Source organism: Arthrobacter sp. 10T416, from assembly GCF_056394165.1.
Window position 1 is genome coordinate 214,370 of the sequence record NZ_JBFTHI010000002.1, and the last position, 18,672, is coordinate 233,041.

The 18,672-nt window shown below is 69.8% G+C and carries 20 protein-coding genes; 4 read left to right on the forward strand and 16 right to left on the reverse strand.

The genetic code is table 11. The annotated features are described in order from the left end of the window. Positions 1 to 5: 5 nt before the first annotated feature. The 9 genes from AC1DBE_RS04840 to hemE form a co-directional block, all read right to left on the reverse strand. Positions 6 to 1,133 carry an LLM class flavin-dependent oxidoreductase gene (locus AC1DBE_RS04840; protein WP_476878229.1) on the reverse strand — a complete coding sequence of 376 codons (1,128 nt, stop codon included), beginning with the start codon at positions 1,131 to 1,133 and terminating at the stop codon, positions 6 to 8. Further along, on the reverse strand, positions 1,130 to 2,113 hold the full coding sequence (gene hemB, locus AC1DBE_RS04845; RefSeq protein ID WP_476903059.1) for a porphobilinogen synthase: 984 nt from the start codon (positions 2,111 to 2,113) through the stop codon (positions 1,130 to 1,132). The genes AC1DBE_RS04840 and hemB overlap by 4 nt, the downstream gene beginning before the upstream one ends. Next, positions 2,110 to 3,030 (reverse strand): uroporphyrinogen-III synthase, encoded by a 921-nt coding sequence (locus tag AC1DBE_RS04850; protein ID WP_476969771.1) that lies wholly within the window; start codon positions 3,028 to 3,030, stop codon positions 2,110 to 2,112. The genes hemB and AC1DBE_RS04850 overlap by 4 nt, the downstream gene beginning before the upstream one ends. A gap of 20 nt (positions 3,031 to 3,050) precedes the next feature. After that, positions 3,051 to 4,049, reverse strand: coding sequence for a hydroxymethylbilane synthase (hemC, locus tag AC1DBE_RS04855; RefSeq protein ID WP_476878226.1), 999 nt, complete (start codon positions 4,047 to 4,049; stop codon positions 3,051 to 3,053). Continuing rightward, positions 4,046 to 5,242, reverse strand: coding sequence for a ferrochelatase (locus AC1DBE_RS04860; protein ID WP_476878232.1), 1,197 nt, complete (start codon positions 5,240 to 5,242; stop codon positions 4,046 to 4,048). The genes hemC and AC1DBE_RS04860 overlap by 4 nt, the downstream gene beginning before the upstream one ends. 53 nt (positions 5,243 to 5,295) lie before the next feature. Then, complete coding sequence (gene hemQ, locus AC1DBE_RS04865; RefSeq protein ID WP_476878225.1) at positions 5,296 to 6,009, reverse strand: hydrogen peroxide-dependent heme synthase; 714 nt, start codon at positions 6,007 to 6,009, stop codon at positions 5,296 to 5,298. Between the two features lie 98 nt (positions 6,010 to 6,107). After that, the gene (locus tag AC1DBE_RS04870; protein WP_476878224.1) at positions 6,108 to 6,788 is read right to left on the reverse strand and encodes a hypothetical protein; all 681 of its coding nucleotides are present in this window, start codon (positions 6,786 to 6,788) and stop codon (positions 6,108 to 6,110) included. Positions 6,789 to 6,968: 180 nt separating this feature from the next. Beyond that, positions 6,969 to 8,486 carry a protoporphyrinogen oxidase gene (gene hemG / locus AC1DBE_RS04875; protein WP_476969772.1) on the reverse strand — a complete coding sequence of 506 codons (1,518 nt, stop codon included), beginning with the start codon at positions 8,484 to 8,486 and terminating at the stop codon, positions 6,969 to 6,971. A gap of 7 nt (positions 8,487 to 8,493) precedes the next feature. Further along, positions 8,494 to 9,627, reverse strand: coding sequence for a uroporphyrinogen decarboxylase (gene hemE, locus AC1DBE_RS04880; RefSeq protein WP_476969773.1), 1,134 nt, complete (start codon positions 9,625 to 9,627; stop codon positions 8,494 to 8,496). Between the two features lie 158 nt (positions 9,628 to 9,785). Here hemE and AC1DBE_RS04885 point away from each other — a divergent pair, with 158 nt between their 5' ends. Continuing rightward, entirely contained in the window at positions 9,786 to 11,135 is a 1,350-nt protein-coding gene (locus AC1DBE_RS04885; RefSeq protein WP_476969774.1) for a glutamyl-tRNA reductase, read from the forward strand. A 28-nt stretch (positions 11,136 to 11,163) separates the two neighbouring features. Here AC1DBE_RS04885 and AC1DBE_RS04890 read toward each other — a convergent pair whose 3' ends face one another. From AC1DBE_RS04890 to moeB, 3 genes are all read right to left on the reverse strand, one after another. Next, complete coding sequence (locus AC1DBE_RS04890) at positions 11,164 to 11,919, reverse strand: class I SAM-dependent DNA methyltransferase (protein ID WP_476969775.1); 756 nt, start codon at positions 11,917 to 11,919, stop codon at positions 11,164 to 11,166. Positions 11,920 to 11,985: 66 nt separating this feature from the next. Continuing rightward, positions 11,986 to 12,996 (reverse strand): SDR family NAD(P)-dependent oxidoreductase, encoded by a 1,011-nt coding sequence (locus AC1DBE_RS04895; RefSeq protein ID WP_476969776.1) that lies wholly within the window; start codon positions 12,994 to 12,996, stop codon positions 11,986 to 11,988. 82 nt (positions 12,997 to 13,078) lie between these two features. After that, positions 13,079 to 14,290 carry a molybdopterin-synthase adenylyltransferase MoeB gene (gene moeB / locus AC1DBE_RS04900; RefSeq protein ID WP_476969777.1) on the reverse strand — a complete coding sequence of 404 codons (1,212 nt, stop codon included), beginning with the start codon at positions 14,288 to 14,290 and terminating at the stop codon, positions 13,079 to 13,081. An 84-nt stretch (positions 14,291 to 14,374) separates the two neighbouring features. Here moeB and AC1DBE_RS04905 point away from each other — a divergent pair, with 84 nt between their 5' ends. The 3 genes from AC1DBE_RS04905 to AC1DBE_RS04915 all read left to right on the forward strand — a co-directional run bounded on the left by AC1DBE_RS04905 (position 14,375) and on the right by AC1DBE_RS04915 (position 15,695). Then, positions 14,375 to 15,043: a TetR/AcrR family transcriptional regulator gene (locus AC1DBE_RS04905; protein WP_476878217.1), complete on the forward strand. Its 669-nt coding sequence runs from the start codon at positions 14,375 to 14,377 to the stop codon at positions 15,041 to 15,043. Positions 15,044 to 15,094: 51 nt separating this feature from the next. After that, a complete protein-coding gene (locus AC1DBE_RS04910; RefSeq protein ID WP_476878216.1) occupies positions 15,095 to 15,319 on the forward strand; it encodes a DUF3107 domain-containing protein in 225 nt (74 codons plus the stop codon). A 73-nt stretch (positions 15,320 to 15,392) separates the two neighbouring features. Continuing rightward, the gene (locus AC1DBE_RS04915; protein ID WP_476969778.1) at positions 15,393 to 15,695 is read left to right on the forward strand and encodes a hypothetical protein; all 303 of its coding nucleotides are present in this window, start codon (positions 15,393 to 15,395) and stop codon (positions 15,693 to 15,695) included. An 86-nt stretch (positions 15,696 to 15,781) separates the two neighbouring features. Here AC1DBE_RS04915 and AC1DBE_RS04920 read toward each other — a convergent pair whose 3' ends face one another. The 4 genes from AC1DBE_RS04920 to AC1DBE_RS04935 form a co-directional block, all read right to left on the reverse strand. After that, on the reverse strand, positions 15,782 to 16,174 hold the full coding sequence (locus tag AC1DBE_RS04920) for a VOC family protein (protein WP_476969779.1): 393 nt from the start codon (positions 16,172 to 16,174) through the stop codon (positions 15,782 to 15,784). Between the two features lie 29 nt (positions 16,175 to 16,203). Further along, the gene (locus AC1DBE_RS04925) at positions 16,204 to 16,530 is read right to left on the reverse strand and encodes a YciI family protein (RefSeq protein ID WP_476969807.1); all 327 of its coding nucleotides are present in this window, start codon (positions 16,528 to 16,530) and stop codon (positions 16,204 to 16,206) included. Positions 16,531 to 16,670: 140 nt separating this feature from the next. After that, positions 16,671 to 18,365: a monocarboxylate uptake permease MctP gene (gene mctP, locus AC1DBE_RS04930; protein WP_476969780.1), complete on the reverse strand. Its 1,695-nt coding sequence runs from the start codon at positions 18,363 to 18,365 to the stop codon at positions 16,671 to 16,673. After that, a complete protein-coding gene (locus tag AC1DBE_RS04935; protein WP_476878212.1) occupies positions 18,362 to 18,643 on the reverse strand; it encodes a DUF3311 domain-containing protein in 282 nt (93 codons plus the stop codon). The genes mctP and AC1DBE_RS04935 overlap by 4 nt, the downstream gene beginning before the upstream one ends. Between the last annotated feature and the right edge of the window lie 29 nt (positions 18,644 to 18,672).

Here is an 18,672-nt window from a genome sequence, read left to right on the forward strand (position 1 = left end):
GGTCCCTATTCTTTCAGTGACTGGTCGGGTGCGGATGCCGCGCCGGACAGCAGCGCGTGCACGCGGGGCGCCACCTCGGTGCCAAACAGCTCGATGGAGCGCATCATGGCGGCATGCGGAAGGGTTCCGTTGCTGTATTTGAGGTCAAAACGGTCCACACCCAGGTTCCGTTTGAGCAGCGTGATCTTGGTGGCGACAGTTTCCGGTGAGCCGACGTAGAGGGCCCCTTCGGGGCTGCACAGGTGGTCGAACTCCTCCCGGCTGCCCGGTCCCCAGCCGCGCTCCGCGCCGATCTGGTTGCGCTGTCCGAGCCAGTGCGGGAAGAACTCCTCCCGTGCTTCCTCGTCCGTGGCGGCGAGGTGTCCGGGCGAGTGGGTGGCCATCTGCTGCATGGGGTGCCCGTACTTGGCCATGGCTTCGCGGTAGAGCCCGGCGAGCGGTCCGAAGGAACGCGGCTGGCCGCCGATGATGGCGAAGATGATCGGGTAGCCGTACTCGGCACAGCGCAGCACGGATTCGGGGGTGCCGCCGACGCCGATCCAGGCCGGCAGCAGGTGGTGCTCCAGCGGCGGGTAGACGCTGAGCCCGCGAATCGGCCGGCGGGTCCGGCCCTCCCAGCTGATCGGTTCCTGGGCCCTGGCTCTGTCGAAGAGTTCCAGCTTTTCCTCGAACAGGACGTCGTAATCGGCCAGGTCCAGCCCGAAGAGCGGGAAGGATTCGACGAATGACCCGCGGCCCAGCATCACCTCGGCGCGGCCGTTGGAGATGGCATCGACGGTGGCGAAGCGCTGGAATACGCGGATGGGGTCATCGGAGCTGAGCACCGTGACGGCGGAACCCAGCCGGATGTTCTTGGTGCGTGCGGCTGCGGCGGCGAGGAAGACCTCGGGTGCGGACACGGCGAAATCCTTGCGGTGGTGCTCCCCCACCCCGAAGGCGTGCAGCCCCACCTGGTCGGCAAGTTCGGCCTGTTCCAGCAGCTGCCGCAGAACCTGGGCGTGCGGGACCGGGTGGCCGTCGGGGAACACTCCGACGTCGCCGAAGGTGTTCAGGCCCAGCAGGATGGTGTCCGTTCCTACAGGGGCGGTCGGGTTGGCTCCTGCCGCCGGGCCGGGCGTGGCCGGGGCGCTCATCGGGCGTCCTTCAGCCAGCCGGCGAGTTCCGCGGCCCAGTAGGTCAGGACCATGTTGGCGCCGGCCCGTTTGATGCCGAGCACGGATTCGGTGATGGCGGCGCGCCGGTCGATCCAGCCGTTGGCCGCTGCGGCCTCAATCATCGAGTACTCGCCGGAGATCTGGTAGGCGGCAACGGGGACCGGGCTCATCGCGGCAACGTCGGCAAGAATGTCGAGGTAGCTCATGGCGGGTTTGACCATGACCATGTCAGCGCCTTCCTCGAGGTCCAGTTCCACTTCGAGGATCGCTTCGCGGCGGTTGGCGGCGTCCATCTGGTAGGTGCGCCGGTCTCCGGTGAGCTGCGAGTCGACAGCTTCGCGGAAGGGCCCGTAGAAGGCGGAGGCGTACTTGGCTGCGTACGCCACGACGGCGGTGTTGGCGTGGCCGGCTTCTTCCAGGGCCTGCCGGATGACGGCGATCTGGCCGTCCATCATGCCGGACGGGCCAAGCACGTGGGCACCGGCCTCGGCCTGGGCCACGGCCATCCGGGCGTAGATCTCGAGCGTCGCGTCGTTATCGACGTAGCCGTTCGCGTCCAGGACGCCGCAGTGCCCGTGGTCGGTGAATTCGTCGAGGCACACGTCGCTCATGATCACCAGCTCGTCGCCGACCTCGGCCTTGACGTCGCGGATGGCCTTGTTCAGGACACCGTCCGGGTCCAGGGAGGCCGTGCCGCGGGCGTCGCGTTCGGCCGGGATGCCGAAGAGCATGATGCCGCCGACGCCCAGCTGGACGGCTTCGGCGGCGGCGCGCTTGAGCGAGTCGGTGGTGTGCTGCTGCACGCCGGGCATCGAGGCGATGGGGTTCGGTTCGCTGAGGCCCTCGCGGATGAAGGCGGGCAGGATCAGTTCGGCCGCGGAGAGGCGGTATTCGGCCGTCAGCCGGCGCATCGCGGGGGTGGTGCGGAGCCGGCGGGGGCGGTGGGTCGGGAAGCTCATGTTGGGTCCTTCACAGTGTGCTCGGGGTCAGGGTGGGGTGCGGGGTGAACCGGGTCCAGGGCCTGGATAACGGCGGCGACGAGTCCGGTGGCGGTGGGTTCCTCGGCGACGGCGGCGACGGGGAGCCCGAGGGCGAGGGCCTCGGCCGCCGTCGAGCGTCCGATCGCCACGAGCAGGCAGTCACCCAGTGGCGAGAGGCCGGCATGGATGCGGCGGGCCGCGCTCGGTGAGGCGGCGACGACGGCGTGCAGGGCTCCGGCGTCGAGGGCAGCCTTGGCGTCCGCCATGGCCAGGACGACGGCGTCGTCGGCTGCGGCCGCCGGGCTGCCGGGGAGGCTGCGCCGCGGGTCCGCAGGATAGTCGACGGTGCGGTAGGCGGTGACGGCCTGGACCGAGGCGCCCCGCGCCGCCAGTCCCCGCCGGAGCCGCGGGTCGGCGATGTCCGCTTGCGGCAGCAGCACGCTGCCCTGGCCGCCGGGCCAGATGTCGAGGAGGCCCGCGCCGGACTGCTGCCCGGCCGGGGCGAGATCGACGGCGATGTCCCGGGCCTCCAGCACGCGGCGGGTGGCCGGGCCGACGGCGGCGACCTGCAGGCTCCCCGGCAGCCAGGCGCTGAGGTCCTTACCGCGTTCGGCCGCTTTGGCTTCGAGGACCTGGACGGTGGTCACGCTGCTGACCACCAGCCACGAGTAGGCTCCGGCGCCGAGCGCGTCAAAGGCAACGTCCAGGGAGTGCTGGTCCGGGGCGAGCTCAAAGTCGATGAGCGGCAGCAGCAACGGTTCGGCCCCGGTCTCGCGGAGGGCCGCCACCAGCGCACCGGCTCGGTCCGGACTGCGGGTCACCAGGACCCGGGCACCCTCAAGCACCCTGGGCCCGGCCTCCCCGTCCGGCCGGCGGCTGGCGCTGCGGCGTCCCATCAGGCTGGAATCCGTCCGGCTCAGGAAGCTGCCAGGTCGGCGATGTCGGCAGCGCCGGCCGCGAGCAGCGCCTCGGCCAGTTCGATGCCCAGCAGGGTGGCCCCCACCTCGGTCAGCCCGTCGGTGACCTTGGAGTCCCGGACGGTTGCGGTCCCGTCCACGGCACACACCACGGCTTCGAGGTGCAGCATGCTGCCCTTGCGTTGGGCGTAGGCTCCCACCGGGGCTGCGCAACCGGCTTCCAGCCTGGCCAGGAGGGCGCGCTCGGCCGTGACGGCCAGGCGCGTGTCGGGATCGTCCAGGGCCGCGAGGGCCTGGGCGAGCACCCCCTGTGATCCCTCAGTGGACCCTGCCTTCCGCGGGGCATCCCCGGTGCGGCACTCGATCGCGAGGGAACCCTGGCCGGCGGCCGGCAGCATCACGGTGGTGTCGAGGTACTCGGTGACGGCGTCCTGCCGGCCGATCCGGTGCAGGCCGGCGGCGGCGAGCACCACGGCGTCGAGGTCGCAGGATTTGCCCTCCACGACGTCGTCCGTCGTGTTCCCGGGCAGCCCCGGGACGCGGCCCAGGCGGGTATCAACGTTGCCGCGGATGTCCCGGATGTCGAGGTCAGGGCGGGCCGCGCGCAGCTGGGCCGCGCGGCGGGGCGAGCCGGTGCCGACGGTGGCGCCGGCCGGCAGCGCGGCGAGGGTGAGGCCGTCCCGGGCGCAGAGCACATCGCGGACGTCAGCGCGTTTGGGGGTCGCCGCGAGGCTCAGTCCGAGCGCCGCGCCGGTGGGCAGGTCCTTCAGTGAATGCACGGCGACATCGCACGCGTCCCGCAGGAGGGCGTCGCGCAGCGCGGCCACAAACACACCGGTGCCGCCCATTTGGGACAGCGGGCCGGTCAGCACGTCACCGTCGGTGCGGATGTGCACCAGTTCCACCGGGAAACCGCCGACGGCGGCCAGTTGGTCCGCGGTCTGTTGGGTCTGGGTCAGGGCCAGTTTGCTGGCCCGGGTGCCGATCCGGACCGTCACAGCGCGGCCTGGCCGGCCGTGGACGACGCCGTGCCGGCCGGGTAGGGGTCGTGCCCGGTCCCAACAGAGGTGTCTGCGCCCGCGATGGTGGGCTTTTCGCCGCGGAAGTTCGCGCAGCAGCCGGGGCGGCAGACGTCGTACCAGGGGCCGAGGTTGGTCAGGTGGGGCCGGTCGGCGATGGTGTTCGCCGCGGTCCGCTCGCTGATGAGGTCCACGATTCCGGCCACGAATTTACGGTGCGTTCCGGGGGTGGGCACACGGGTGGCGGCGATGCCGAGCTTGCCGCAGGTTTCCAGGGCTTCGGTGTCCAGGTCCCAGACCACCTCCATGTGGTCGCTGACGAAGCCGAGCGGCACGATCACCACGCCCTTGACTCCCTGGCCGGCGAGTTCCTCGATCGCGTCGTTGATGTCGGGCTCAAGCCACGGCACGTGCGGGGCGCCGGAGCGGGACTGGTATACGAGGGACCACGGTGCGGTCAGGCCGGTCTCGGCTTCCACCCGGCGGATGACCTCGGTGCCTGCCGCGAGGTGCTGGGCCACGTAGGCGGAGTCTTGTTCGAACTGGCGCGGTTCGCCGTCGGACCGTCCGGCGGCCTCGGCGTCGCGGGTCGGAATCGAGTGGGTCGCGAACAGGATGTGGACCGGCGCGTCAGGGGTTCCGGCGGCGGCCAGCTGGGCCCGGACGTCGGCGAGGCCGGCGGCGGTGCCTTCGATGAACGGCTCCACAAAGCCGGGGTGGTCGAAGTACTGGCGTACCTTGTCCACTTCGAGTTTGCCGTCCAGACCTGTCTCGGTCAGGGCCATGCCGATGTCCTCGCGGTACTGCCGGCAGCTGGAATAGCAGGAGTACGCGCTGGTGGTGATCATCAGGACCTTGCGGTGACCGGCGTCGTAGATTTCCTGCAGGGTCTGCGGGATGTACGGGTCCCAGTTGCGGTTGCCCCAGAACACCGGGAGCCCGATGCCGCGGGCGGCGAGCTCGGTTTCCATGGCGGCCTTGAGCTGGCGGTTCTGTTCGTTGATCGGGCTGATGCCGCCGTTGGCGCGGTAGTGGTGCGAGACCTCTTCGAGCCGTTCGTCCGGGATGCCCCGGCCACGGGTGACGTTGCGGAGGAACGGGATGACGTCCTCCTGCCCCTCGGGGCCGCCGAAGGAGGCGAGCAGAACGGCGTCGTACTCCTTGGGCGCCATCCGGCCGGCCTCGGTGATGGGGTTCACGGCGGTGAGCGCGGCGTCGATCGGGCTCACGCGAGGACCTCGGCGATCTCCGTGGCGTTGATGCGCCGCCCGGTGTAGAAGGGGATTTCCTCGCGGACATGGTGGCGGGCCTCGGTGGCGCGCAGGTGCCGCATCAGGTCAACCAGGTCAACCAGTTCCGGGGCTTCCAGGCCGAGGATCCATTCCCAGTCGCCGAGGGCGAACGAGGACACCGTGTTGGAGATGACCTGCGGGAAGTCCCTGCCCAGGAGGCCGTGGTCACGGAGCATTGCGCCGCGCTCGGCGTCCGGCAGCAGGTACCACTCGTAGGAGCGGACGAAGGGGTAAACGCAGAGCCACTCGGCCGGCTCGACGCCGCGGGAGTAGGCGGGCGTGTGGTTCTTGGCGAACTCGGCCTCGCGGTGCACGCCCATGGCGGACCATGCGATCTCGGTGCCGGTGAACAGCTTGCTGCGGCGGATGTCGCGCACGGCCCGCTGCAGGGCCTCGGCACGGGGACCGTGCAGCCAGACCATGATGTCTGCGTCCGCCCGCATTGCCGAAACGTCGTAGCTGCCGCGGTGGACAACGCCGTCTTCGGCGAGCCGCCCGATCAGGGCGTCGAAGTCCTCGGCGGCGTCGCCGCTGCGCAGGACGTCCGCGGAGCGCTTGAAGACCGTCCAGAGCGTGAAGAATTGCTCGGTCGATTCCTCGGCTGCTGCTCCGGTTTTAGTGACAGATTCGGCAGAAGTGTGGCTCATGCATACCAGTTTGCCCCCTCCCCCGGGCTAAGTCGAAACAGAGCACTTCTACAAGGCGTAGAAGTGCTCAATTTCACAGCGGGGCGGGGTTGGCGGGTTTAGATCCGGCGCATCCGCAGGACCACTGCTCCTGCTCCGAGGGACACAGCCACCAGGCAGATCCCCCAGCCCACCAGTGCGGAGGGCCCGGACGACTGCACCGAGGACGCCGCCTGCATGGTGTCCCCGGACGGGCTGGGCGACGCCGGGGTCGCTTCCTTGGCGGCGGACATGGTGGTGGCGGACCGGGGCGTTCCGCTCGGAGTCGCCGACGGGGTGCCGGCCTTGCCGGCGGCGGTGCCGGTAGCGGCTTCTGACGGCGTGCCGGGCGCGGCGGCCTGGCTGCCGGCGGCGGGGGCCTGCACGGGGGCCGGTGCCTGCTGGGTGCCGGAGGCCTGGGTGCCGGTGGCCTGGCCGGTTGCGGGCACGGCGGGCGCCGGCTGCGGGGCCGTGGTCCCCGGTGCGGCAGGTGCACTGGCCTGCCGGGTGGCGCGCTGCGCCGGCGTCTCAGTCGGGTCCGGCGCGGCCGACGACGGCGGCGCGGTGCTCTGGGTAGGGGTGGGGCTGCTGGAGCCTGACGTCGGGGAGGGCGACGGCGACGGCGACACGATGCCGCCGATCAGGTCGCCGATGCCCACGGAAATCGAGGCCGAAGGGCCGTCCGGGCTGGGCGACGGGGTGGCCGCCTGTGTGGCAGGAACTCCTGCGGTGAGAGCCAGTACCGCTCCGAGCGCTGCCACTGCCGTGCCGCGTCGAAGTCCCCCATGGTGACCGGCCGGCGTTTCTGGAACCTCGGACCTGTGCATAACCATGGTCATCGACCCTAGCCGCTGAACGGCGCGGGGGAAAATTTGCGGAAACACCCCTGTTCCGGTTAGCGCGTCCCCGTCCGGAGCCGGACGGCGGCCCGCTGGGACCCGTCAAGGGAGCAGGGACGCCACCTGTTTCGGGGTGTCCGCGACGATCGCGGCGAGCCCGTTTCCGGACAGCCAGCCCCCGACCACGGCGAGGTTTCCTTCAGCGGCGCAGAGCCGCCGGACCTGGTCCACCCGCTGCCGGTGGCCCAGGGTGGCGAACGGCAGGGCGCCGGACCAGCGCACCACGTCCCAGCCGACGACGTCGCCCGCGGACAGCCGGACACCGAGCAGCGCCGAGGCATCCCGGAGCGCGGCATCAAACAGCTCGCCGTCGCTGCGGGACGCGGGGCTGCCGGCGGCGGGTTCGTCCCCTCCGCGACCGTAGGAGAGCCGGAGGACATGCCGGCCCGGCGCCGTCCGTTCGGCCAGCCACGCCCATTTTGCGGTGGCGTGCGTCAGGGCCTTGGCCAGGACGCCGGGGCTCTGCGGGGCCACGAGCACCCCGGTCCCGCGCGGTGCGGCGTCGAGGGCGGGGCGGTCCAGCACCAGGGTCACCAGCCGCACGTCGGGGCCGGCTTCCGGGCGGAGTGATTCCAGGGCCGGCAGTGTGCCGGCGAGAAGGTCGACGGCGGCCGGCCCCTCGATTGCCACCACCAGCCGTTCGGCCTCGTACCGGGCGTTGCCGGAGGTCACCCGCCAGCCGCCGGACTGCCGCTCCACAGCGTCCGCCCGCGAGGAACTGAGCAGGCTGACGTCCAGGCCGCGGAGCTCGGCCAGGAGCGCCGCGATCAGGGTGTGCATGCCGCCACGGAGACCGGCGACGGCGGATCCCGCCTTCGCGGGACCCGGCTGGCCGGCCGCCTGCCCCGGGTGTTCCGGGTGCTCCGGGCGCTCCGCAGGCTGCTGGCGTTGCGCGCCGACGGCGGCGGGTCCGCGGCGTTGCGCGGCGACGGCGCCGGCGAGGGAACCGTGGGCCCGGATGCCGGCCCGCAGCCCCGGGGCCACCATGTCCACGTCCAGCAGGGCGGGGTCCGCGGAGTGCACGCCACCCACCACGGGGGCCACCAGGCGTTCCAGGACGCGGCGTCCCATCCGGATACGGACCAGGTCAGCGACGCTGGTGGCCTGCGATGACGTGCCGGCCGTGGCCGGAAGCACTGCGTCCAGGGAGGCGCGGAGGGATCCCCACAGGCCCAGCGAACGCCGCACCTCGGGGTCCCAGGGATTAGCGGGGATGCCCAGGACCCCGGTCTTGGGCAGTTCCCGGGGCCCTTCGGGGAGCTGGACCCAGGCGCCCCCGGGGTTGGGCGGAACGATCTGCGGGCCGAGGCCCAGGTCCTCGGCCAGGCGCGCCACCGCAGTGGACCGGGTGGCGAAGGACTCGGCGCCGCTGTCCAGGGTCAGGCCGGCCACCACGTGGCTGCCCACGCAGCCGCCCCATTCCGCGGAGGCCTCCAATACCGTGGTCCGGACGCCGGCGCGGGCCAACTCCCGGGCGGCAAGCAGGCCGGAGATGCCGCCGCCCACCACGACGGCGGTCGGCGCGGGAAGGGCGGAGCCTGCGGCAGGGCCTGTGGCCATCCGGGGCCTACTCCGGGTCGATCGAGTGGATCAGTTCGACGACGCGGGTCAGCACCGCGGCGTCGGTCTCGGGCGGCACGCCGTGGCCCAGGTTCAGGACGTGGCCCGGAGCCGAGGCGCCGGCGGCGATGACATCCCGGACGTGGGCCTCGAGGATCTCCCAGGGCGCGGACAGCAGCGCAGGGTCGATGTTGCCCTGCAGCGGGACGGTCCCGCCGAGCCGGCGGTTGGCTTCGTCCAGGGGCAGCCGGTAGTCGACCCCCACAACGTCCACACCGACATCGCGCATCGCAACCAGGAGTTCCGACGTGCCGGTACCGAAGTGGATCAGCGGGGCCCCGAGGTGCCGGACGTGGTCCAGGGCCCGGGCCGATGCCGGCGCGACGTAGCGGGAGTAGTCGGCCAGCCCCAGTGAGCCGGCCCAGGAATCGAAGAGCTGGCCTGCGGAGGCGCCGGCCTCCAGCTGCGCCCGGAGGAACATCCCGGAGGCATCGGCGGCCCAGTTGGCCAGCGCCGTCCACGTTTCCGGGTCGGCGTGCATCATGGTGCGCGGGCCGAGGTGGTCGCGGGAGGGCTTGCCTTCAACCATGTAGGCGGCCAGGGTGAACGGGGCTCCGGCGAAGCCGATCAGGGGGGTGCTTCCAAGCTCGGCAACGGTGAGGCGCACGGCCTCGCGGATGGGCTCGAGGGCTTCCCAGGTCAGCTGCGGGAGGGCAGCGACGTCCGCGGCGGTGCGCACCGGTTTCTCCAGCACCGGTCCGACGCCGGGGACGATGTCGACGCCGACGCCCGCGAGCTTCAGCGGGATAACGATGTCGGAGAAGAAGATCGCTGCGTCGACGTCGTGCCGGCGCACCGGCTGGAGGGTGATCTCGGAGGCGAGTTCCGGGCGCAGGCAGGAATCGAGCATGGCCACGCCTTCGCGCACCTTGAGGTATTCGGGCAGCGACCGGCCGGCCTGGCGCATGAACCACACCGGGCGCCGGGACGGCTTGCCGCCGCGGTACGCGGTGATCAGCGGTGAATCGGCGGTGCGGCCGTCCATCAGGGGGTGGCCGGCGTCGAGGCCGTTCATTGCAGTGCCGTCGATTGCCGTTCCGTCGACGGCGGTGCCGTTCGTTGCCGCAGCGCTAGGTGTCATGCCTTTGATTGTGCCGAAAATCGGCCCCAAAAGATAACGACAACCTGTCAGCGAAGGCCGCCGGTCCCCTGTCGTGGCGGGAATCACAGCCGGGGGTGCGCAGTCCCACGTCCGGTAGTTGTTCTACACGGGCACGAAAAAGCTATGATTGTGGTGCTGTGGTTCTTTTCTCATTGGTGGCTACACACGCCGACATCGACCTGGAAACCGTTGCTCAACTGAGCACCGGCGCTTCCGGGCTCGCCACATCCGCCCTCGCCGGATCGCCGGCGGTGTCGGGTGCCGTTGTCCTGGCCACGTGCAACCGGTTCGAGATTTACGGCGAAGCCCCGCACCCTGACGACGTCGAGGCGGCGCGTGCCGCGCTGGTCTCCCAGATCAGCGGCGCCAGCGGCCTGAGCGAACAGCTCGTCTCCCGTTCCTTTAATACCCGCACCGGCCCGGATGTCACGCGGCACCTGTTCGCCGTCAGCTCGGGCCTGGATTCCGCCGTCGTCGGCGAACGGGAAATTGCCGGCCAGGTGCGCCGGGCCCTGATCGCGGCCCAGCACGACGGGACGGCCAGCGCCGGACTCGTGCGCCTTTTCCAGGCCGCCTCCAAGACCGCCAAGGACGTCGGGGCGCAAACCGCCCTGGGCTCCCGCGGGCTCTCGATCGTCTCTGTCGCCCTGGACCTGGCCACCGATCTGTCCGAAAACCCCGACTGGTCCAGCAAAAAGGCCGTGGTCTTCGGGACCGGCGCGTATGCCGGGGCCACCATGTCCCTGCTGCGTGAACGGGGCTGCACCGACATTTCCGTCTTCTCCTCCTCCGGACGCGCCGCCGGCTTTGTCGCCACCCGCGGCGGCACCGCCCTGGACAGCGAAACCCTGCCCGCCGCGGTGGCGGCCGCCGATGTGATGATCGGCTGCAGCGGCTCGGACAACCGTGTCGAAGCGCCGGAGCTCGCCCGGATCCGCTCGGCCTCGCCGCAGCCACTGATCGCCATCGACCTGGCGCTGACCCACGATTTTGACCCGGCCGTGGCGGAGCTCGACGGCGTGGAACTGCTCACCCTCGAATCGGTCCGGCTGGCCGCCCCGCAGGAACAGGCCGAGTCCCTGACCCAGGCCAGCGGGATTGTTGACGGCGCCGCGACCGCCTTCGAGCAGGAACGGCAGTCCCGCTCCGTCGATTCAGCCATTGTCGCCCTGCGCCGCCACACCATGGACGTGCTCGACGCCGAAATGGAAAAGGTCCGCGCCCGGCACGGCTGCACGGCCGCTGCCGAGGAAGTGGAGTTCGCGCTCCGCCGGATGGTCAAGCAGCTCCTGCACGTCCCCACGGTCCGGGCCCGCGAGCTTGCTGCCAACGGCCAGCAGGACGATTACGTGGCCGGCCTCGAGGCGGTCTACGGCATCACGGTTGAACAGCCCGCCGCTGCACGGCCGGCTGCCGACGCCGCCGCCGAATGCCCGGTGGACCACAACTCCCTCCCCGCCGTCGACGGCCGCCGGGAAACCGCCTGACCCTCGGCGTCAGGCCACCTCGGCCACGTCAGCCTCCGCTGAGCCGGTACACCGACACGTGGCTGCGGGACTCCGCGGTAAATTCGCTGCGGTCCCAGTCCGCCCAGCGGGATTCCAGTTCGAAGCCGGCCAGACGCGCCATCAAGTCAAGCTCGCTGGGCCAGACGTAACGGTGCGGCGTCCGGCCGATCCCGGCATTCCTGCCGTCCGAGAGTTCGGGGCCAAACCGCACATGGTGTGAGACGACGTGCTGACGCAGCACATCGTAGGTGTCGACCAGCAGGTATCCGGGCTCGCTCACTTCCACAGTTCCGCCCCTCCCGGGGGCCAGCGAACGCAGCTGGGGGACCCACAGCTCAATGACGAAGCGGCCGCCGGGGGCAAGGTGGCGGGCGGCGTTCTGGAAGCACCGGACCTGTTCGTCCTGGGTCAGGAGGTTGGCGATGGTGTTGAAGACGAGGAATGCCAGCGAAAAGCCTGTCCCGGCCGACGCGTCGACCATGCTGCCCTGGACCACCGGAATGACGTCCGCCCCCGGTTTCTCGCGGAGCCGGGCGATCATCGCGTGCGAAAGTTCGATCCCGCTGACCTGCACGCCCGCCTCGGTGAGGGGAAGGGCCACCCGGCCGGTGCCGACAGCAAACTCGAGTGCCGGTCCGCCGCCGGCCAGCGCGGCGAGGACCTCGACGGTGGGCCCGAGGACCTCGGGGGCGAACATCCCCTCCCCCGGGGTGTCGTACTGCTTGGCGGCGTCCTCGTCCCAGAGCTCCTGCTGGCTGATCATCGGGCCACTATTGCACCGGCGCCGTCCTTTCGCCAGTGGCCGGCCCGCGCCGGGTTCCCCTTCGGACTAGTGTTCCGTCGCGAACGCGTCTACACCCGTCAGCCCGGCCGACAGCTGCCACAGCCGTCCGGCGTCGGCCCGGTCCACGGCGTGGGCGTCGACTCCCCTGATCCGGGCCAGCGGAGTCCCCGTCTCGGTGGGATCGGCGACGTCGCAGTCCTCGCAGTAGACGCCGCCCTTGCCGTCAAGCTGCGGGGAGGTAGCCGCCCACACCGACGTCGCGGCGCCCTGGGCGGGGGTCTTGAAGTGCTCGTTGAGGTTGCCCTCCGCATCCATCCAGCCGGAGGCGATCATTTCCTCGCGGGGAAGGTGGCGCTGCAGCTCGGTCATGATGCCGCCCGGGTGCACCGCGAAGGCCCGCACGCCGGAGGACCGTCCGAGTGCGTCCAGCTGCACAGCGAACAGGGCGTTCGCGGTCTTGGCCTGTCCGTAGGCCTTCCACTTGTCGTAGCCGGTGTCGAAATTGATGTCGTCGAAGCGGATCGGCGAGAGCTTGTGGCCGGTCGAGGACAGTGCCACCACCCGGGCACCGTCCCCGGCGGACAGGGCGGGCCAGAGCAGGTTGGCCAGCGTGAAGTGGCCCAGGTGGTTGGTGGCGAACTGGGATTCCCAGCCCGGACCCACCCGCTGCTCTGGGCTGGCCATGATCGCCGCGTTGTTGATCAGGATGTCCAGGCTGCCGCGCTCGCCAAGGAACCCAGAGGCGAGGAAGTCGGCGGCGAAGGACCGCACGGCGTCGAGGTCGGCCAGGTCCAGCGCGGCGACGATGACATCCCCGAGGCCGGCCTCGTCCAGGACCTTGCGGGCGTGGTCGGGGCGGCGTGCCGGCACCATCACGCGGGCACCGGCCGAGTGCAGCGCGCGGACCGTCTCCAGGCCCAGCCCCGAATACCCTCCGGTGACCAGCGCGGTTTTCCCGTGCAGGTCGACGCCGGCGACCACCTCCGCCGCCGTCGTGCGCGGGCCGAACCCGGACCCGATCCGGTGCTGCGGGGTGGTGCTGCTGTCTTCAGTCATGGCGGTGCCTCTCCGGTTGGGCCCGTGCGGGCCGGGGAATCGTCGCCGGGCAGGGTGGCCGGGGACAGCTTTGGGTCGGACGCTAGTAGACCGGCTTTTCCGGTTCGACGTCGCGCACCCAGGCCAGGATGCCGCCCTCCAGGTGGCTGACCCGCTCGTAGCCGGCGGCCCGGGCGGCTGCCAGGACTGCCGCGGACCGGGTCCCGGCCTTGCAGTGGAACACAATGTCCGTGTCCTGCGGCAGTTCGGCCCAGGCCTCGCCGGCGAGGATCCTGCCCTGCGGAATGAGCGTGGCGCCCTCAATCCGGACAATGTCGAATTCCCCGCTCTCGCGCACGTCCACCAGCTGGAAGTCCTTGAGCCCGGCCTTCCGGGAGGCGAGCATCGTGGCGAGCTGGGTCGCCGTGACGGTGTGCTCGGTTCCGGCGTCCGCGGCGGGGGTGATGCCACAGAAGGCCTCGTAGTCGGTGAGCCCGGTAATACGCTCCGCCTCCGGGTCACGGGAGACTTTGATTTCGCGCCAGCTGCCGCCCAGGGCGTCGAAGAGCGCCACCCGTCCCAGCAGGGAACGTCCGACGCCGGTGATCAGCTTGACCGCCTCCGTCACCATCAGCGAGCCGACGGCGGCGCACAGCATGCCGAAGACGCCGCCCTCGCCGCAAGACGGGACGGAGCCCGCCGGCGGGGCCTCCGGGTACAGGTCCCGGTAGGTGGGGCCGTATTGCTCCCAGAACACACTGACCTGCCCGTCGAAGCGGAAGATCGAGCCCCACACGTAGGGCTTGCCGAGGATCGCCGCGGCATCGTTGACCAGATAGCGGGTGGCGAAGTTGTCGGCGCCGTCGACGATGAGGTCGTAGCCGGCGAAGAGCTCCAGCGCGTTGCCGGCGTCCAGCCGGACGTTGTGCAACCGGACATCAACCAGCGGGTTCAGGGCCGCAATGGCATCGCGGGCGGATTCGGTCTTCGGCCGGCCAACGTCGGCGACGCCGTGGATCACCTGGCGCTGGAGGTTGCTGAGGTCAACGTCGTCGTCGTCGATGATGCCCAGGGTTCCCACCCCGGCGGCGGCCAGGTAGAGCAGGGCGGGCGAGCCGAGGCCGCCGGCCCCGATGACCAGGACGCGGGCGTTTTTGAGGCGGCGCTGCCCGAGTGTGCCGATCTCGGAAATGATCAGGTGCCGGGAGTAGCGCTCCACCTCTTCGGGTGTCAGTGCGTCGGCCGGTTCAACCAGCGGCCCGGGGGCAGGGGCCGGGGTTGCGGGGGTGCCGTTAGCGGTCAACTGGGAAGCCATACTTCAATGTATGCCCGAAGATGCGGCCAGGTCATATTACCCCCGCGTAAAGTGGAGCTAACAGCGAGGGAAGGCGGGCCTACAGTGGTTCATCAGGCACCGGTCGAGCACGGCCACACCGGAAAGTCGTCGGCAGGCCAGGCACGGGGCGGCACCCAGCGTTCGGCGCGCCTGCCGCGGGACGAGCGGCGGGCGCAGTTGCTCGCCGCCGCGCAGGAAGTTTTCGTAGCCAACGGCTACCACGGCGCTGCCATGGACGAGATCGCCGAGACGGCCCACGTGAGCAAGCCGGTGCTGTACCAGCACTTTCCGTCCAAGCGCGAGCTGTACCTGGCCCTGCTGGACAGCCACCTATCCACCCTCACCGAGCTCTTGCTGGGGGCGCTGAACTCCACCACGGACAACGACGAGCGCGTCCAGGCTGTGATGCGGGCCTATTTCCGCTTCATCGCCAACGACGACCAGGCGCACCGGCTGGTCTTCGAGTCGGACCTGGTCAACGACCACGACGTCAGCGCGCGGCTGGAAACCTTCAACAAGACCTTCGCCGACGCGATCGCCCGGGTCATCGCCGAGGACACGAAGCTGCCGCTCCTGGAAGCCCAGCTCCTGGGCCGCGGCCTGTCCGGCATGGCGCAGGTCAGTGCCCGCTATTGGCTCGAAACGGACGGAAACCTGGACCTCGATGTGGCCAGTGACCTGATTTACCGTTTAGCTTGGCGCGGAATCTCACGCTTCCCCAAAGAGTCCTAGAGTAGAAATAGAAAACACCCTGAACACTTTGATTGGCTGGGAGGCCTTGCTGTGGAAGTAAAGATCGGCATTCAGAACATCGGCCGCGAAATTGCCCTTGAGTCGAACCAGGACGCGGATGCGGTGGCGACGCTCGTTGCCGAGGCCATTTCCAAAGGAACCGAGCTCCGCCTGACCGATGAGAAGGGCCGTCTGGTCATCATCCCGGCGAACGTCCTGGGCTACGTGGAAATCGGCGCCGAAGAAGTCCGCCGCGTCGGTTTCGGCGCCCTCTAGCCACCCGGCGCGCGCCCGGCCCAGCGGCGCCGTCGTCCCGAACCCTCAACCCGCAGTTCACAAAGGAGTCTGAATGCTGTCCCTGATTGTGGTCGCCATGGTGGCCGTGGCCGCGGGTTTTGTGGTGTGGGCGAACGACAGGCGCCACGCAAAGTACGGCATCACCGTTCCGGCCGGGATCGCCCTCGGGGTCGGAACGCTGAGCTGGATTATCTTTATGGCTGCGGGCTTTGGCTACCAGCCCGGCCTGACCTGGATTCCGTGGATACTGCCCCTGCTGCTGGGCGCCGCGGCCGCGGTAGGTGCTGCACTGTTCCTCGGCAGGACCCGCGCCCGGCATGACATCGCCCGGATGACCGCCATCCTGCGGCTCTAGCCGGTCGCGGCACACGGCGCGTCGCGGCACACAGCACTGTGGCCACTCCCCCCTCGGGTGAGTGGCCACAGTTCTTTAACCTGGTTTCAGTGCTGGGGGGCGTCCTTGACCTCGGGCCGCGTGGCCTCCTGCAGCACCCAGCGGTTCCCGTCCGGGTCGCTGAAATAGGCGAAAGCGATCCCGCCCATGTCCTGGACCTCGCTGATCTCCGCCCCGCGGCGCAGGAGTTCCGTGCGGGTGGCGGCCATGTCCGGCACCACCAGCTGCAGGCCCTCGAGGCTCCCCGGCGCCATGCCGGTCATTCCCGTGCCGATGACCACCGAGGTGGCCGACCCGGGCGGCGTGAGCTGGACTACGCGCATGCCCGGGATGTACTCGACGTCGTGGTCCAGGGCGAACCCCATCTTCTCGGTGTAGAACGCCTTGGCGGCATCCACGTCGGCGACCGGTACCTGGACAACTTCGAGGCGCATCTCCATGCCCATCACACTACCCCCGCCGTCCACGCCTAGGATCCGAAAGGCCACACGGGCCTGATCTCGATTTTCCCGAACTTTGCCATCGGATGCTTGGAGGCGACCTCGATCGCCTCGTCCAGCCCGGCGCAGTCGATGATGTCGTAGCCTGCCACCCACTCCTTCGTTTCGGCGAACGGGCCGTCCACCACCATCAGCTGCCCTTCCCGCACCGTGACGGTGGTTGCGTCCTGCACAGGCCGGAGCCGGTCACCGTGCCGGGCGATCCCCCGGGCCTCCACGTCGGCGGACCATTCCTCGATGTTGTCCTCCGCGGCCACGTAGGCGGGTGCGGTGGGATCGGTGCAGATGAAGAGCATGTATTCCACGCTGGCTCCTTGGGTTGGTTGTTGTTAGCTACATCTCTACTACGTGCGGGCAAGCGCGAAAAAGACATCGGCCGGAAAAATGTTTTCCGGCCGATGTCTACTGCTGGTCAGTACGTGGGGCCTCCCGCTGGTCAGTACGTGGGGCCTCCCGGCTCGGCGAGCGGGTGCTCGCGCTGGAGCTGGGCCACCTTGGGATCGTTCTCGTCGGCGCCGTAATCCGAGGACCGGGTGATGTCCGTGCCCTCGCGGACTTTCATGACCCGGAAGAGCGCCGTCAGGACGGCCGCGACGATCAGGTTGATGGCGAACGCCACCACCGCGATGTACACCTGGACGTCGGTGCCCGGGATCGCCGCGATGGACCCGCCAAAGTGGGCCTTCGTCACCGGGTTGACCACGTTGTACGCCGCGATGGTGCCGTACAGGATGCCGGCCGCCCAGCCGATGAACAGTGCCCGGCGGTGGAACCACCGGGTGTAGAGCCCGGCCACGATCGCCGGGAAGGTCTGCAGGATCCAGATCCCGCCGAGCAGCTGCATGTTGATCGCTGCGGACTGGTCCATCGCGATCACGAAGATCAGGGCACCGAACTTCACCACGAGGGATGCGATCTTGGAAACGCTCGCTTCCTGGCGGGGGGTGGCGTCGGGCTTGATCAGGTCGCGGTAGATGTTCCTGGTGAACAGGTTGGCGGCGGCGATGGACATGATGGCCGCCGGCACCAGGGCCCCGATGGCGATCGCGGCGAGCGCAATCCCGGCGAACCAGGACGGGAAGTGGTCCAGGAACAGCTGTGGTACCACCAGCTGCGGATTGATGGTCCCGTTGAGGTCGGTCGGTTTAGTGCCGGCGTAGATGGCCGCGTAGCCGAGCAGTGCCAGGAACCCCAGCATGAGCGAGTAGAGGGGCAGCACCGCGGCGTTCCGGCGGATGGTGTTCCGGCTCTTGGTGGCCAGGACGCCGGTGATCGAGTGCGGGTACATAAACAGGGCCAGGGCCGAGCCGAGTGCCAGCGTCCAGTACGCCGAGTAGCTGGCCGCGCCCGGAATAAAGACCCCCGCAGGTTTGCCCGTGGCCGGGTTGACCGTCCCGAGCTTCGTCTGCGCGGCGTCGAAGATGGTGCCCCAGCCGCCGAACTTGATGGGCAGGTAGATCACCGCGACGATCACGGCAAGGTAGATCAGGAGGTCCTTCACGACGGCGATCAGGGCCGGAGCGCGGAGGCCCGAGGTGTACGTGTAGGCCGCCAGGACCACAAACGCGATGATCAGCGGCAGGTCTGTCAGCAGGACGTTCTCGGCGCTGCCCAGTCCGAGGACGGTGAGCACCGCCTTGATGCCCACCAGTTGCAGGGCGATGTAGGGCATGGTGGCGACGATCCCGGTGACGGCGACGGCGAGTGTCAGCGCCTTGCTGCCGTAGCGGCCCCCGACGAAGTCCGCCGGCGTGACAAAACCGTGCCGGTGCGAGACGGACCACAGCCTGCTCATCAGCAGGAACACGATGGGGTACAGCACGATCGTGTAGGGGACGGCGAAGAAGCCGCTCACGGCCCCGGTGGCCCACATGGCCGCGGGAACGGCCACGAAGGTATACGCGGTGTAGAGGTCGCCGCCCAGCAGGAACCAGGTCACCCAGGTGCCGAAGCCGCGGCCGCCCAGGCCCCACTCGTCAAGGCTGTGCAGCCCGGTGTTTTCCTCCCGCCGCCACCGCGCGGCGAAGAAGCCCAGGGCTGCGACAAGGACAAAGAGGACGATCACAATGGTCAGAGCCACACCGTCGACCGGCCGGTCCGGTGCTGCCAGGGGCACGGCTGCGGCGTTCATCGTTCCTCCCCCATCCCGGCCTGGCCCCGGACAGCTTCACGCCGGCGGCGGTCCTCCTTGGTCACCAGCCAATACGAAATGCCCACCAGGGCCGCGGTGACCGGAATCCAGGCCATTTGGTACCAGTAGAAGAACGGGATACCCGCCAGGCGCGGCTGGTCGAAGGAGTATCCGGGCACAAATAACGGAACCACGATCGCGATCAGCAACAGGATTCCGGAAATCACGTACGGGCCAGGCTTGGCCGGCCCCCGCGTTGGCACATCAGGACTGGACATCGTCGCCTCCTCCTCGAGACGGGCCCCCG